The sequence below is a fragment of the Streptomyces omiyaensis genome (assembly GCF_014650895.1).
GTDB classification, from domain to species: domain Bacteria; phylum Actinomycetota; class Actinomycetes; order Streptomycetales; family Streptomycetaceae; genus Streptomyces; species Streptomyces omiyaensis.
Window position 1 is genome coordinate 130,493 of record NZ_BMVV01000019.1, and the last position, 13,477, is coordinate 143,969.

At 74.8% G+C, this 13,477-nt stretch carries 17 protein-coding genes and 1 pseudogene; 7 read left to right on the plus strand and 11 right to left on the minus strand.

Features of this window, described 5'->3' with window-relative positions; genetic code table 11:
- Nucleotides 1-70: 70 nt before the first annotated feature.
- Both IE287_RS27180 and IE287_RS27185 read right to left on the minus strand, forming a co-directional pair.
- Nucleotides 71-892 carry a DUF5336 domain-containing protein gene (locus IE287_RS27180; RefSeq protein WP_189851837.1) on the minus strand — a complete coding sequence of 274 codons (822 nt, stop codon included), beginning with the start codon at nucleotides 890-892 and terminating at the stop codon, nucleotides 71-73.
- A 100-nt stretch (nucleotides 893-992) separates the two neighbouring features.
- Entirely contained in the window at nucleotides 993-1,901 is a 909-nt protein-coding gene (locus IE287_RS27185) for an N-acetylmuramoyl-L-alanine amidase (RefSeq protein ID WP_189851838.1), read from the minus strand.
- A 1,273-nt stretch (nucleotides 1,902-3,174) separates the two neighbouring features.
- Between IE287_RS27185 and IE287_RS27190 the strand changes: the two genes are divergently transcribed.
- Nucleotides 3,175-4,734: a hypothetical protein gene (locus IE287_RS27190; RefSeq protein WP_229883773.1), complete on the plus strand. Its 1,560-nt coding sequence runs from the start codon at nucleotides 3,175-3,177 to the stop codon at nucleotides 4,732-4,734.
- A 10-nt stretch (nucleotides 4,735-4,744) separates the two neighbouring features.
- Here the strand turns inward: IE287_RS27190 and IE287_RS27195 are convergent, their stop codons facing one another.
- Nucleotides 4,745-5,326 (minus strand): TetR/AcrR family transcriptional regulator, encoded by a 582-nt coding sequence (locus IE287_RS27195; RefSeq protein ID WP_189851839.1) that lies wholly within the window; start codon nucleotides 5,324-5,326, stop codon nucleotides 4,745-4,747.
- Between the two features lie 73 nt (nucleotides 5,327-5,399).
- Between IE287_RS27195 and IE287_RS27200 the strand changes: the two genes are divergently transcribed.
- Nucleotides 5,400-6,002, plus strand: coding sequence for a dihydrofolate reductase family protein (locus tag IE287_RS27200; protein ID WP_189851840.1), 603 nt, complete (start codon nucleotides 5,400-5,402; stop codon nucleotides 6,000-6,002).
- A 55-nt stretch (nucleotides 6,003-6,057) separates the two neighbouring features.
- A complete protein-coding gene (locus IE287_RS27205) occupies nucleotides 6,058-6,717 on the plus strand; it encodes a dihydrofolate reductase family protein (protein ID WP_189851841.1) in 660 nt (219 codons plus the stop codon).
- 19 nt (nucleotides 6,718-6,736) lie between these two features.
- Here IE287_RS27205 and IE287_RS27210 read toward each other — a convergent pair whose 3' ends face one another.
- Both IE287_RS27210 and IE287_RS27215 read right to left on the minus strand, forming a co-directional pair.
- Nucleotides 6,737-7,369, minus strand: a complete 633-nt coding sequence (locus IE287_RS27210) for a class I SAM-dependent methyltransferase (RefSeq protein WP_189851842.1) — start codon at nucleotides 7,367-7,369, stop codon at nucleotides 6,737-6,739.
- A gap of 50 nt (nucleotides 7,370-7,419) precedes the next feature.
- Nucleotides 7,420-7,827, minus strand: a complete 408-nt coding sequence (locus IE287_RS27215; RefSeq protein ID WP_229883774.1) for an ATP-binding protein — start codon at nucleotides 7,825-7,827, stop codon at nucleotides 7,420-7,422.
- 84 nt (nucleotides 7,828-7,911) lie between these two features.
- Here IE287_RS27215 and IE287_RS27220 point away from each other — a divergent pair, with 84 nt between their 5' ends.
- From IE287_RS27220 to IE287_RS27230, 3 genes are read left to right on the plus strand one after another with little or no spacing between them, the layout of a single operon-like run.
- Complete coding sequence (locus tag IE287_RS27220) at nucleotides 7,912-8,760, plus strand: helix-turn-helix domain-containing protein (RefSeq protein ID WP_189851843.1); 849 nt, start codon at nucleotides 7,912-7,914, stop codon at nucleotides 8,758-8,760.
- Nucleotides 8,720-8,929 (plus strand): DUF397 domain-containing protein, encoded by a 210-nt coding sequence (locus tag IE287_RS27225; protein WP_189851844.1) that lies wholly within the window; start codon nucleotides 8,720-8,722, stop codon nucleotides 8,927-8,929. Before IE287_RS27220 ends, IE287_RS27225 begins: the two co-directional genes overlap by 41 nt.
- Before the next feature lie 21 nt (nucleotides 8,930-8,950).
- Nucleotides 8,951-9,343 carry a hypothetical protein gene (locus IE287_RS27230; RefSeq protein ID WP_189851845.1) on the plus strand — a complete coding sequence of 131 codons (393 nt, stop codon included), beginning with the start codon at nucleotides 8,951-8,953 and terminating at the stop codon, nucleotides 9,341-9,343.
- On the opposite strand, the gene IE287_RS27235 is transcribed toward IE287_RS27230, so the two are convergent.
- Complete coding sequence (locus tag IE287_RS27235) at nucleotides 9,318-10,151, minus strand: hypothetical protein (RefSeq protein WP_189851846.1); 834 nt, start codon at nucleotides 10,149-10,151, stop codon at nucleotides 9,318-9,320. The genes IE287_RS27230 and IE287_RS27235 overlap by 26 nt on opposite strands.
- Nucleotides 10,152-10,177: 26 nt before the next feature.
- Nucleotides 10,178-10,777 carry a DUF1349 domain-containing protein gene (locus IE287_RS27240; protein WP_189851847.1) on the minus strand — a complete coding sequence of 200 codons (600 nt, stop codon included), beginning with the start codon at nucleotides 10,775-10,777 and terminating at the stop codon, nucleotides 10,178-10,180.
- Between the two features lie 151 nt (nucleotides 10,778-10,928).
- Here IE287_RS27240 and IE287_RS27245 point away from each other — a divergent pair, with 151 nt between their 5' ends.
- Nucleotides 10,929-11,312 (plus strand): hypothetical protein, encoded by a 384-nt coding sequence (locus IE287_RS27245; RefSeq protein WP_189851848.1) that lies wholly within the window; start codon nucleotides 10,929-10,931, stop codon nucleotides 11,310-11,312.
- A 26-nt stretch (nucleotides 11,313-11,338) separates the two neighbouring features.
- Here IE287_RS27245 and IE287_RS27250 read toward each other — a convergent pair whose 3' ends face one another.
- The 4 genes and pseudogenes from IE287_RS27250 to IE287_RS27265 form a co-directional block, all read right to left on the minus strand.
- Nucleotides 11,339-11,731 (minus strand): hypothetical protein, encoded by a 393-nt coding sequence (locus tag IE287_RS27250; RefSeq protein ID WP_189851849.1) that lies wholly within the window; start codon nucleotides 11,729-11,731, stop codon nucleotides 11,339-11,341.
- A 63-nt stretch (nucleotides 11,732-11,794) separates the two neighbouring features.
- Entirely contained in the window at nucleotides 11,795-12,199 is a 405-nt protein-coding gene (locus IE287_RS27255; protein ID WP_189851850.1) for a DUF4259 domain-containing protein, read from the minus strand.
- A 163-nt stretch (nucleotides 12,200-12,362) separates the two neighbouring features.
- Nucleotides 12,363-13,148 (minus strand): ABC transporter permease, encoded by a 786-nt coding sequence (locus IE287_RS27260; RefSeq protein ID WP_189851851.1) that lies wholly within the window; start codon nucleotides 13,146-13,148, stop codon nucleotides 12,363-12,365.
- A pseudogene (locus tag IE287_RS27265) lies at nucleotides 13,145-13,477 on the minus strand (ATP-binding protein DrrA1-3 family domain-containing protein); the annotation flags it as partial. The pseudogene IE287_RS27265 and the gene IE287_RS27260, both read right to left, overlap by 4 nt.

The following is a 13,477-nucleotide window of genomic DNA, read 5'->3' on the forward strand; positions in this document are numbered from 1 at the left end:
CTGTACGGCAGCGGCCCCCCGACCGGAAGGACTTCCGGTCGGGGGGCCGCCGCGACGGACGGGCGCGGACCTAGCCGCGCTGGATGCCCGTGGAGTCCTGGAGGACGCCGCGGCGCCCGTCCTGCGTCTGCGCGATCAGCGCCTGGCCGCGCTGCTCGACCGCCAGGTACCAGGTGCCGGGGGCCAGTTCGGCGATCTGCGAGCCGGAGCCGTCCTCCGCGTACAGCGGGCGGGCGACCGGCACGGCGAACCAGAACGCGGTGAAGTCCGAACCGCCCTGCGCCGGGGCCGGCTGCTGCTGCGCGGCGGGCTGCTGCTGGCCGAACGGCTGGCCGCCCTGCGAGGCGTCGTGCGGGGCCGGGTAGGGCTGGCCCTGCTGGACGCCCGGGTAGCCGTAGCCGCCGCCGGGCACGCCCGGCTGGCCGGGCTGGGCGCCGTACGGCTGCGGGGTCTGCGGGCGCGGGGCGCCGACGAGCGGGGCCTTCAGGGCCGGGACCATCGGGGCGGCGACCGCGGCGCCGGCCAGGACGAGCGAGGCGATCAGGCCGAGGATCAGGCCGGCGCCGGCGCTGTTCGCCTCGAAGACCCACATGAGCAGGGTCCACGCCGCGGCGATCGTGAAGGAGGCGCCGACCTGGCCGAGCTCCAGGCCCAGGACCTTGCGCGGCTGCGGCAGGCCGTGGGAGACGACGACGAGCGCCGCGCCCGCGAGGCCGAGGAAGAAGGCACCCCAGCCGAGCGGGGAGGCCTCCCACGAGTTCGGGATGTCGATCTGGTCACAGATCGACGCGGGACCGTCGCAGCTGGAGGTGCCCAGGAACGAGGCGATGAACAGCACCACCGCAGCACCGATCAGCACGCCATCGCCTCGGGTGAGGGAGCGGATATTCACGTAAGGAGTCCTTCGTCGGGTCGTCGTCGCGTCGGGCAGGCGCCGGTTCTTGGCACGGGGGCGGCCCCATCGTACGGAGCGAATCTATCGCTCGCGGGTTCTACCCCTCGAGGTAGGTCACGATGCCGTCGGCGATGCCCTGGGCCGCCTTCTGCCGCCACACCCCGGACGTCAGCAGTGCGGCGTCCTTCGGATCACGCATATTGCCGCATTCGACGAAGACCTTGGGCACGGTTGAGAGATTGAGGCCGCCGAGATCGGAGCGGACGTCCAACCCGGTTCCGCCGCCGAGGTAGTTGGCGGGGGAGGTGCCGGTGGCCCGGCGGAATCCCGCGACGATCCGCTCGCCCAGCGCGCGCGACGGGCCCACGATCGGGCCGGTGTCCGCGGCGCCCTCCTTCACCTTCGCGGGCACGATCACGTGGAAGCCGCGGTCGCCGGTCGCCGAGCCGTCCGCGTGGACGGAGACGACCGCGTCCGCCGCCGCCTCGTTCCCGATCCGGGCCCGCTCGTCGATGCAGGGGCCGTACGGGCGGTCGGCGTCGTGCGTCAGGACCACGGTGGCGCCGCGCGCCTCCAGCAGTTCCCGCAGCCGGTGCGAGACGTCGAGCGTGAAGGCCGCCTCGGTGTAGGCGTCCCCGCCGCCCGGCGCGTTCGTCGCGGTCCCGGTGGTGTCGCACTCCTTGCGGGCGGTGCCGATGTCCACCTTCTCGCCGATCTCCCGCGCGTGCCGGAAGTTCCCCGGATTGTGCCCCGGGTCGACGACGACGGTCCGCCCGGCGAGCGGCCGCCCCGCTCCGCCCGCCGTGCCGGACGCGGTGCCGGCCGGTGTGCCCGAGGGGGTGCCGGCCGGGGCCGGGGAGGAGGCCGAGTCCGCCGCGGCGGGCCCCCGGGTGCCCTGCGCGGCCTCGGGGGAGGCGCCGCACCCGGCGAGGGCGGCACAGCAGACGGCGGCGGCGAGGGCGGCGGTCGCGGAGCGGGTCACGGGGTTCCTGTGGTCGTACGGCACCCCGCGACTCTAGGCCCTCCGCCGGCCGAAACCACGGACCGGATGTACCGGCTGGGTCACCGCTCCCGCAATCCGCTGGACGCGTGTCCGGCGCGGGGGAAGGGTAGGTCCAAGAAGCGGCGGTGGCGGAGTCACCGCGCCTGGACCACGAGGGGGAACCGTGGCGGGGGAAGACCCGAACGACGCGCGCCCGGAATCGACGACACCGCAGGACGCCCGACCCGCTGCGGCGGCTCCGCAGGACACCCGGCCGACCGTGCCACCGCAGGACGCGCGCCCTGCGGGAGCGGCCCCGCAGGACGCCCGGTCGGTCGAGGCGACACCGCAGGACGCGCGGCCGGTCGTGCCGCCGGCGCGGATCGACCTCGGCAAGCCGGTGGCCGACGCCGTGCCGCCGGCCGGCCCGCCCGTCTCCGACGGATCCGTCGGCTCCGCCGGGACGATCGTGATGCGCCCGAGCCGGGGCCGCGCCCCGGCCGACGGCGCGGGCGCCGCGCCCGGCACACCGCCCTCGGACGCGGGCGCGCCCGGCGGTGCCTTCGGCCCGCCGGGGCCCGGTGGTGCGGACGCCCCGGCCGTGCCGGGCACCGGTACCGGCTCGGCCGGTGCGGGGGCCTTCGGCTCCCCGGGGCCCGGCGGGGACGGCGCGCCCGGCGCCCCGGCGTCCGCCGGGCCGGGCACCGGTACCGCCGGCGCGGGTGCCTTCGGCCCGCCCGGGTCCGGTGGTACGGACGCCTCCGCCACCGGCTCCTTCAGGCTGCCCGCGCCCGCCGGCGGCCCGGCGCCCTGGGAGGCGCCGCAGAACGGCGGCTCCCACGGGTCCGCGGACCCCTCGGGAGCGGCGGGAGCGACGGGAGCGACGGGAGAGGCGGGGGCGACGGGAGAGGCGGGGGCCGCGGCACCGCCGGCTCCCGCCGGCTCCACGGCGTCTTCTGGCTCCACGGCTCCCGCCGGCTCCCTCACGCCCGCCGGCTCCACGGCTCCCGCCGGTGCTGCGGCGCCCGCGGGCCAGGCCGGACCGGCCGGCTCCCCGGCCGTGGGCGGCGCGTTCGGTGCCGCCGGCGGCCCGGGCGAGCCCGCGAGCCCCGCAGCCCCTGGAGGCCCGGCGGGCCCGGCGGGTCCCGGAGCCTTCGGCGGTCCGGCCGGTGCCGGGGCCCCGGGTGGTTTCGGCGGCGCCGGTGACCCCGGTGGTGCCGGTGGTTTCGGGCCGCCTCCCGGAGGGGGCGAGCCGCCTTCCGGAGGGTTCGGGGCGGGACCGGGGTGGGACGGGGCCGTGCCGCCGCCTCCCACGGGTCCGCCCGGGCCGCCCGGTCCCGCGCCCGGCGGAGAGGCGCGGCCGCTCCAGGCGGTCCTGGTCGCGCTGCTGAACCTGTCCTGCCTCGGGCTCGGCTACGTCGCGCTCCGGCACTGGGTGAGCGCGGCGCTCTGCTGGGCGGCCACGGCGGGTCTGCTCCTGGCGGCGCTGCCCGCCGACGCGGACGGCGTGCCCACGGGCCTGCTCGTCGGCTACGGCGCCTTCCTGCTGGCCGTCGGGGCCGACGGGGCCCGCCGCGGCCTGCGCGCCCGGATCTCCTTCGGCACCACGGTCCGCCGCCTGGCGCTGCCGCTCGCCGTCGTGCTGCTCGCCGCGCCCGTCGGCGGCGCCGTCGCCTACGCGGGGGCGCACGCGGACGCCCGCGAGGAGGCCCGCCAGCAGGCCCTCCTCGCCCGGCTCGCCGCCGCCGACGCGCTGGTGGCCGCGCACGAGGGCCAGGCCTACGAGTCCTCCCGGGAGGACTACCGCAAGGCCCTGGAGGAGTACGAGGACCTCGGGACCGCGCACGCGGCCTCGCGGGCCGGGAAGCTCGTCCCGGCCCGCCTCGACGCCTACTACAAGGCCGTCGCCGCCCCGTACGCGAGCAAGAGCTACTGCGAGGCCCTGGCCCCGCTCAAGCACCTGCACACGCTCCCGTCCCTCGTGGACGAGGCACTCCTCGGCGACCGCCCGGCGGGTGTCGAGGAGCCGTTGGCCCACTCGCTGTACGAGTGCGGCGCGGCCGCGCTGGGCCGGTCCACCGCGCCGACCGCCGAGAGCAACCTCGGCGAGCTCGCCACGTCCTTCCCGCGCTCGCCGTACACGGAGAAGGCGGGGACGGCCGTCGGCGACGCGGTCCGCACCCGCGTGGGCTCGCTCGGCGCCGCCGGCGGCGACCACTGCACCACCACCGAGCAGCTGCGCGCCCTGCGCTCCACCGCCGGGGCGCTCACCACCCTGAGGCTGGAGGCGACCCGGGCGGAGGCCGACCGGGGCGTCCGCAGGGGCGTCTTCGCCTGCGGCACCCAGCAGTTCGGCAACGAGCAGTTCGCCAAGGCCGTCGAGACCATGAACGGCTACGTCAAGGACTATCCGGACGGCGAGCAGGCGGCCCACGCCCGCTCCATCGCGATCGCGGCACAGATCGCCGAGGAGGAGCCGGAGGCGGGGAAGAGGCTGCCCGCGGCGTCGGCGCCCGGCGGCGCCCGCATGACGATGGTCATCAGCAACGACGCCCCGGACGCGGTCGAGCTCCTCTACACCGGCCCGGTCACCGGCAAGATCACCCTGAAGGCCTGCGGCGGATGCAGCACCTACCAGCGCGGCGAGACGCTCCGGGCGGGCTTCAAGCCCTGCTCCGGCGCGTCCTCGAAGTACCCGAAGGTGACGATCGAGCTGCCCGCGGGGACGTACCACATGCTCCAGAAGCGGGCCGGTTCCGGTTTCTCCACCGCCGGCGACACCAAGACCAGCAAGGCGAAGATCGAGCCCGGCTACGACTACACCAACTGCCTCTACGTGACCTCGGGGCTCTTCTAGCCCCGGCGTCCTACCGGTCCGCGAAGACGATCCGGTCCACGGCGGCCGCCACCAGCGCGTCCCGCTCCTCCTCCGGGAAGACGTCGGGGAGGGTCAGCTGCTCCACGATCAGCCAGTTCAGGGTGAGCATCAGCAGCTTGACGGCGGTGGCGTCGCCGGGGAGCCCGGACGCCTCGTGGAAGGCCACGTTCTGCTCGACGTCGGCGCGCACCCGCTCGGTGAGGATCGAGCGGAGTGCGGGCCGGCGGGTGGCCTCCAGGCGCAGTTCGAGCAGGGCGAGGTACCCGGTGCGGAAGGACGAGACGCGGACGACCAGGTCCCGCATGATCCGGGTGTAGGTCGCCTTGTCGCGGGGCGCCGTCCGGGTCTCCTCCACGGTCGCCTCGTCGGGCTGGAGCCGTTCGTAGACGCGGGCCCCGGCCTGGGTGAGCAGGTCGTCGCGGTTGGCGAAGTAGTTGGACGCGGTCCCGGTCGGCACCCCGGCCTCCGTGTCGACGGCCCGGAAGGTCAGCCCCCGCGCGCCCTCGCGGGCCAGCACCTCGATCGCGGCGTCCACCAGCGCGGCGCGCCGCTCCTCGTTCCGTCTCGCCATTGACACCACTCCATCCGTAGTACTACGTTCATGCCACTTCACTGAGAGTACTACGAATGGAGTGGTCACAAGCGTGCGGAAACTCGTCTATTACATCGGTGTCACCCTCGACGGCCGCATCGCGGGCCCCGACGGGCAGGCCGACTTCTTCCCCGTCGGGGACGAGGCGCAGGCCGCCTCCTACGCCGACGGCGTCAACGCCCTCTACCCGGAGACCGTCCCGGCCGGCCTCCGCACCGCCGCCGGCCTCGACGGCGTCCCCCGCCGGCGCTTCGACACCGTCCTCATGGGCGGCGCCACCTACCGGCTCGCCGCCGACGCCGGCCTCGCCAGCCCCTACCCGCACCTGCGCCAGTACGTCGTGTCGGCCACCCTCGCGGGCGGCGGAGCCGCCGATCCGGCCGTCACCGTCGTCCCCGGCGACCCGGTCGGCCTCGTCCGGCGGCTCAAGCGCGAGGGCGCCGACGGGGCGCTCGACCTCTGGCTCTGCGGCGGCGGCCGGCTCGCCGGCGCGCTCCTCCCGGAGATCGACGAACTCGTCGTCAAGAGCTACCCCGTGATCGCGGGCGCCGGCCTCCCCGTCGTCGACGGCGCCTTCGACCCCACGGCCTTCGAGGCCGCCGAGCGGACCGCCTTCCCGAACGGCGTCACCCTCACGCGTCTCCTCCGGCGATGAGTTTCCGGCGCCCGGGCGGTCATGACTCCGGAACACCCGAACGAGGAGGCATCCCATGACCGCCGGCCACCGCCCCCAGCTCCTGAAGGTCCAGAGCTTCAACGTCACCGCCGACGGCGTCGCCGCGGGCGAGGACCAGACCCTGGAGCGCCCCTTCGGTCACGTCGATCCGGACCGGCTCTTCGCCTGGTGCGAGGCGACCGCCGGCTGGCCCCACCGCACCGGCCCCGGCGGCAGCCGGGGCCTGGACGATCACCTGGCCCGCGACTTCCACCACGGCATCGGCGCCGAGATCATGGGCCGCAACAAGTTCGGCCCCCAGCGCGGCCCCTGGCGCGACGAGGAGTGGAAGGGCTGGTGGGGCGAGGAGCCGCCGTTCCACACCCCGGTCTTCGTCCTCACCCACCACGAGCGCCCGTCCTTCACGCTCTCCGACACCACCTTCCACTTCCTCGACGCCGACCCGGCGACCGCGCTGGCGCGGGCGAAGGAGGCGGCGGAGGGCAAGGACGTCCGGCTCGGCGGCGGCGTCACGACGGTCCGCGAGTTCCTCGACGCCGACCTCGTCGACACCCTCCACGTCGCCGTCTCCCCGGTGGAGGCCGGCACCGGCCTCAGGCTCTGGGACTCGCCCGAGGAGCTGACCGACCGCTTCCACCTCGACGTCGTCCCCAGCCCCAGCGGGGTCACCCACCACCTCTTCTGGCGCAAGTGACCCACACGGCCCCGGGGCCTCAGGAGACCCGGCGCAGCACCCGCAGCGAGTCCGTGACCGAGACCTCCTCGAAGTCCCCGGACTCCAGCGCGCGCAGGTAGATCCGGTACGGCGCCTGGCCGCCGTCCGCCGGGTCCGGGAAGACGTCGTGGATGACGAGCAGGCCCCCGGGGGCGACCTTGGGGGCCCAGCCCTCGTAGTCGTTCGTCGCGTGCTCGTCGGTGTGCCCGCCGTCGATGAAGACCAGTCCCAGCTCCCCGCCCCACACCCTCGCGACCTGCGGGCTGCGCCCGACCACCGCGATCACGTGCTCCTCCAGGCCCGCCCTCCGCAGCGTCCGCCGGAAGGTCGGCAGCGTGTCCATCGCGCCCACCTCCGGGTCCACCACCGTCGGGTCGTGGTACTCCCACCCCGGCTGCTGCTCCTCGCTGCCCCGGTGGTGGTCCACCGTCACCGCGACCGTCCCCGCCTCCCGCGCCGCGTCCGCCAGCAGGATCGTCGACCGCCCGCAGTAGGTGCCGACCTCCAGGAGCGGCAGCCCCAGCTTCCCCGCCTCGGCCGCCGCCGCGTACAGGGCCAGGCCCTCCCCGGCGGGCATGAACCCCTTCGCGGCCTCGAAGGCGGCGAGGATCTCGGCACTGGGCTCGGACATGGCGGTCTCCTACTGGCGAGTAGTACGTCGGTACGGGCGCCCATCGTGCCCTACGCGTCGCACTCGAACCACACCGTCTTCCCGTCCCGCCGCTCCTCCACCCCCCACCGGTCCGTCACCCCCTCCACCAGCACCAGCCCCCGCCCGCCCTCCGCCTCCGCCGCGGGCGCCTTCGCGTGGAGCGCGCCGGGCACGCCGTCCGCGACCTCCACCCGCAGCCCGTACGGCTCCCGCAGGATCAGCACCGCGCAGCGCCGCCCCGGCACGTGCCGCACGACGTTCGCGACGAGCTCCGTCAGCGCGAGCGTCGACGGCTCGCCCAGGTGGTCGAGCCCCCACCGCGCGAGGAACATGCGGAGGATGCGGCGCATGTGGCGAGCGGAGTGCTCACCCACGGTGAACCCCATGCGGTAGCCGGCCTCAAGTGCCTCGGGATGAAGGTCGGTTGCGTCATTCATGCCACCAGAGTGGGCGGGGGTGGTTACGCTCGGCTACGGCCCGAATGCAACGCCTCGCTCTGTGACCTTGGGGGTGACCTCGCCGTGGTCAACATCCGCAACCTGGATCCGAGTGCCTCGCCGCTGGACTACTACGGTTCGGAACTCCGCCGCCTGAGAGAGGAGGCCGGGCTCAACCAGGCGCAGTTGGGCTCGATCCTCTTCTGCACGGCGTCCCTCGTGGGCCAGATAGAGACGGCGAAGAAGGTTCCCACCCGCGAGTTCTCGGAGCGGCTGGACGCGGCGCTGATGACGGGCGGCCTGTTCACGCGGCTGGTGGGACTGGTGCTGAAGAGCCAGCTGCCGACGTGGTTCCAGGCGTACGCGGAGCTGGAGGCGAAGGCGACGTACATCTCGACGTACCAGTCGCAGATGGTTTACGGGTTGCTCCAGACGGAGGGGTATGCGCGTGCGGTGCTGGCGACCGGTCTCCCCGACAACTTGGAGGACCTTGTCGCTGCCCGGCTGGAGCGCCAGCGGATTGTCAGCAGGGCGAACCCGCCCTTGATCTGGGTCGTCCTGGACGAAGCGGCCTTGCTCCGCCCCATGGGTGGGTGCGCTGTCATGCGAACCCAACTGGACCGCCTGTTGAGCTTCGCCGACCAGCGTTGGGTCCGTGTGCAGGTGCTTCCCTTTGCGGCCGGTGAAAACGCCAGCCTCATCGGCTCGTTCAACTTGCTGCGCTTCGACGACGATCCCGACGTCGTCTACACGGAGGACCTCATCGCAGGGCACACTACGGCCAATCCGGAGACCGTCAAGGAAGCTGCACTTCGTTACGCTGGCTTGCAGGCCTCCGCCCTCTCCGTGGAGGATTCGGCGGAACTGATCTTGCGTGTGATGGAGGAACGTTATGGGGACCAACGCGGATCTGAACCGCGCGCCTTGGCGTAAGTCCTCGTACAGCGGCAACACGGGCGGCGACTGCGTCGAGGTCGCCGATCTCAGCGCTCACGTCGCCGTCCGTGACTCCAAGGATCCCGAAGGCCCCGCCCTCCTCGCCACCGCCGCCGCGTTCACCGCGTTCGTGCGGGCCGCCGCCGAGGGGCGCGTCGGGGGCTGAGCGGCGGTGACCCTCATAGGGATGGTGATCCTCGCCGTCTTCCTGCCGACGTGGGCGTGGATCACCGTCCGGGAGGCGCGGCGGGACCGGCGTCCGGCGGTCCGGCCGCCGCGCTCGGCCGCCCGCAAGGCCGCGTGGCTCGCGCTGCTCGCGTACCTGCTCGGCGGGGCGCTGCACCTGTACGGGCTCTCGTACATGCCCTTCCTCCAGCCGGAGGACGCCTGCTGGTTCAAGGCGGGGCACATGGCGGTGCCGGACTCCAGCTCCGCGCTGCCGGTGAGCCTCGTCTGCGCGGGGGAGGAGATCGTGCCCGCGTGGGTGAACCCGGGGCTGCTCGTCCTCGCCGTCGCCGCCGTGGGACTGACGGTCGCCTCCGTCGTCCTGGCGGTCAGGAACCGGCGCCGCGGGAGGTGAGCCGGAAGGTCCAGGTGTCGACGGTCCAGCGGGCCGTGCCGGCCGCGCGGGGTTCCGCGATCACGGCGACGAGGCGGTCGCCGTCCCTGCGGAGGGTGCGGATCGCGCGGGCGTCCTCGTGGGGCCGCAGCTCCGCGAGGACCGTCCGGTCGAGGCCGCGTCCCACCGCGTGGATCGCGCCGCCGTCGAGGACGAGGAGGGTGCCGTCCGGGAGGACGACCGGTTCCGGCGGCAGGGAGTCGCTCAGCTTCGGTCCGGGGGTGACGACGCCGCCGGGCAGGAGCCGGACGACCCGGTTGGAGGTCGGGGTCCGCCGGTCGGCCTCGACCACGCGGACGCCCGTGCCGACGACGTAGTGCCCGTAGGAGGCCCAGCGGTCCGTCTCGGTGCCGTCCCGGTCGTACGCGACGGTCTCGAAGACGTCGTACCCCTCCAGGCCCAGCAGGAAGCGGCCGCCGCCGAGGGCGGCCCCGGTCGCGCCGCGCAGGGTGGCGACGAGGCGGCCGTCGGCGAGGTCGAGGAGGAGCGCGGGGCCGAGGTGGCCCCACGGCGTGTACTCCAGGGAGTCGGTCGTGACGAGGACCCGGCCGCCGGAGAGGTGCGCCGCGTGGGGGCGGCCGGCGAAGGAGCGGGTCCACAGGGTGCGGCCGCCGTCGGTCGCACGGACCGAGCCCACCGCGCCGTGGACGGCGAACCCGCCGCGCCGGGCGAGGGGTTCGCCGGGGCGCGGGCCGCGCTCGTACGGCGGCTCCCCCTCGGTCCTCCGGTGGCCGACGGCCTCCGCGCGCCACGCTCCGCCGCTCGTCATGGGCGGGAGCGTAGCGCGCGGACGCCTCACCGTCCGTCGAACAGGTGCTCCAGGGTCGTCGGGACGAGGCGGAGGTCGTCGAAGCCGGCCCGGCAGCCCTCGCCGACGGGCGACTGGGCGGCGAGCCCGACCCGCACCGGGCCGGGCGCACCGAGGGCGAACTGCCGCACCAGGCTCCACCGCTTCCCGTCCTCGGAGGAGTGGAAGGCGAAGCGCTCGCCGGTCCGGCTGATCCGCAGCCACAGCGCGTCCACGGCGACGGGCGCGGCGATCGCGTCGTCGGAGCGGCCGCGGGTCACGACGGAGAAGACGCCGGGGGTCCCGTCGGGGGCCCGCTCGAAGGTGAGCTTGGCCCAGTGGTCGACGTCGGCGTGGACGACGAGCGCGCCGGCGTCCCACGCGTCCCGCAGCCCGGCCCGCACCCGGGCCGACCACTGCCAGTCCCCGTCCGGCGGCACGGTCAGCGCGAGCGCCGCGTCCTGCCGCCGGGTGCCGTCCAGCGGATCGGTGAACAGGTCGGTGCGGGCGCCGGAGGTGACGGTCAGGACGTCGTCCTCCAGCGACCAGGACGCGGGGGCGGTCACCCATTCCAGGGCGAGGGGGAGGGGCGGGGTCTCGTCGTTCATGGGGCCATGATCGGGTCCGGGCGGGGCCGGTGTCCCGCCGACCGGCGGAGGATCCAAGGATTCGCCCGGAAGTCCAAGAGGGGCGGGGCGCGCGGGGGTTGGGGCGCCGGACGGCAGCCGTCGGCTACGCTCGGGCGCGCCGGACGCGGACGTGACGGAGGGGAGCGGCATGGACGGCGGCGGGGAGTGGTGGATCCTGGTCGAGCGGACCACCTACGCGCACCGGGAGTGGGAACTCGTCGCCACGCTGCCCGTGGACGGCGGGCGGGAGCGGGCGATCGAGCGGGCCGCCGAACTGGCCCGCACCGGCACCCACCCCTCGGAGGAGCGGGGTCGCCGCGTCTTCCGGACCTCCCCGACGAACTGGCTGGTGGAGACCGGCTCCGCCTCCTGGGACGCCTCCGCCGGCGCCTCCGTCACCGAGACCTCGCACGAGCGGATCTCCGTCGCGGAGCTGGAGTACGCCCGCGAGACGCCCGCCGCCGGACCGCCCTCCAGGAGCCGTCTGCGCCGTGCCCTCGGCGGCGGCGCCTGACCGGACCGCCGGCGGTCCGGTCAGGCTCAGGACAGGTCGGTCCGGCCCAGCCACGCGGGCCGGACCGGTATCCCGTCGGCGTCCCGCGCGACCGGCTCCTCCACCGGCCCGGGATCCGGCTCCGGGGCGGGTGCGGGCGCGGCGGAGTCCACCAGCAGCTCCGCGACCGTGAACCGGGTGACGTACGACTGCCAGGCCCCGTCCACCACGAGCAGGAAACCGTCCCCCTGCCGGAGCAGACGGCTGCGCCGGGGGCTCAGCGGATGCGACGGCGAGTAGCTCCTCGCCCGGCGCTCCAGCTCCGCGAGGGCCTCCTCGCGCGAACCGGTCACGTGCGCCACCACGGTGGCCTCCACGTGCTTCCGCTCCCCGATCCCCACGGTCGTCTCCACGACCAGGCCCCACGTCGTCCCGTCCATCGGCAACCCCCCGTTCCCGTAAGGAACTCCAGCGCAGGCGCCCGGTCCGGACCGGGCTCCGGGTCAGGCGCCCGCGAGCACGCCCCGCAGCGCGCGCACCCCCGCCTTCCACTCCTCGCCGTCCGACTCCTCCCACAGCTCCAGGAGTTCGGACGGCTCGGCGAGGACCCGGTCGAGCGCGGCCACCGCCTCCGCCCGCAGGGACACCGGCAGCTCGCCCAGGGGCTCCTTCGGGCCGTACGAGGTCGTCACCGGCTCGCCGCCCGGGCACTGCGCCGCCACCAGCGCGGCCGACGCGATCGCCTCCACCGACAGGTCCATGTCCAGGTACTCCGTCCCGGTCCCCGTCACCTCCCGGAAGGCGGCGCGCAGCACCTCCGCCTTCTTCTCCGCGGGCGCGGCGTCCACCCGGTACGAGAAGTCGGCGGCGTGGTCGTTGTCGAACGGTCCGATGTCCCAGGTCCCCATGGCGTGCGTGCCTTCCTCGATCAGTGGCGCTCGGTCCCCGACATCGTGGCAGCGGCCACTGACAGCGCCCCGGGAACGCCGGCGGGGCGGCGCTTCCCGACGGTGGGTCGGAGGCGCCGCCCCGGGGGCGGGAGGCGGGTGCCGGTGGGGACCGGCACGCCGGTTACCCCGGGTCCTTGGCGAAGGTCTTCGTCGACCAGACGTAGCCGAGGACGGTCAGGCCGGCGCACCAGGCCACCGCGAGCCAGCCGTTGTGGCCGATCCCGGTGCCGAGGAGGAGGCCGCGGAGGGTCTCGATGGCGGGGGTGAAGGGCTGGTACTCGGCGATCGGCCGGAACCAGCCGGGCATCGAGTCGATCGGCACGAAGGCGCTGGAGATCAGCGGCAGGAAGATCAGCGGGAGGGCGTTGTTGCTCGCCGCCTCGGCGTTCGGGGAGACGAGGCCCATGCCGACCGCGATCCAGGTCAGCGCCGTGGCGAAGAGGACCAGGAGGCCGAAGGCGGCCAGCCACTCCAGGGCGGTGGCGTCCGTGGAGCGGAAGCCGATCGCCACGCCCACCGCGCCGACGAGGACGACGCTCGCCACCGACTGGAGGATGCTGCCGACGACGTGGCCGACGAGGACCGACGGGCGGTGGATCGCCATCGTCCGGAAGCGGGCGATGATGCCCTCGCTCATGTCGTTGGAGACCGAGACCGCGGTGCCGATCACCGTGGAGCCGATGGTCATCAGGAGCAGACCGGGCACCAGGTAGGCGACGTAGTCGGAGCGGTCCGCGCCGCCCGTGCCGGCGCTCATCACGTCGCCGAAGACGTAGACGAAGAGCAGGAGCAGCATCACGGGCGTGAGGAGCAGGTTCAGGGTGAGGGAGGGGTAGCGGCGGGCGTGCAGGAGGTTGCGGCGGAGCATCGTGGACGAGTCGCGGACCGCGAGGGAGAGGGTGCTCATCGGACAGCCTCCTTCGGCTGGGCGGGGACGGTGGTGGCGGTGAGGGCGAAGAAGACGTCGTCGAGGTCGGGGGTGTGGACGGTGAGTTCGTCCGCCTCGACGCCGGCCGTGTCCAGCCGGTCGAGGAGCGTGCGCAGCGCCCGCTGGCTGCCGTCGTTCGCGATCTGGAGCGTCAGTGCCTCGTCGTCCCGGGTCGCCTCGCCCAGCGCGTCGGAGGCGCTGCGATAGGTGTCGGGGTGGGTGAAGCGGAGGCGGACGTGGCCGCCGGGGATCCGGCGCTTGAGCTGGTCGGCGGTGCCTTCGGCGGCGATGCGGCCGTGGTGGAGGAC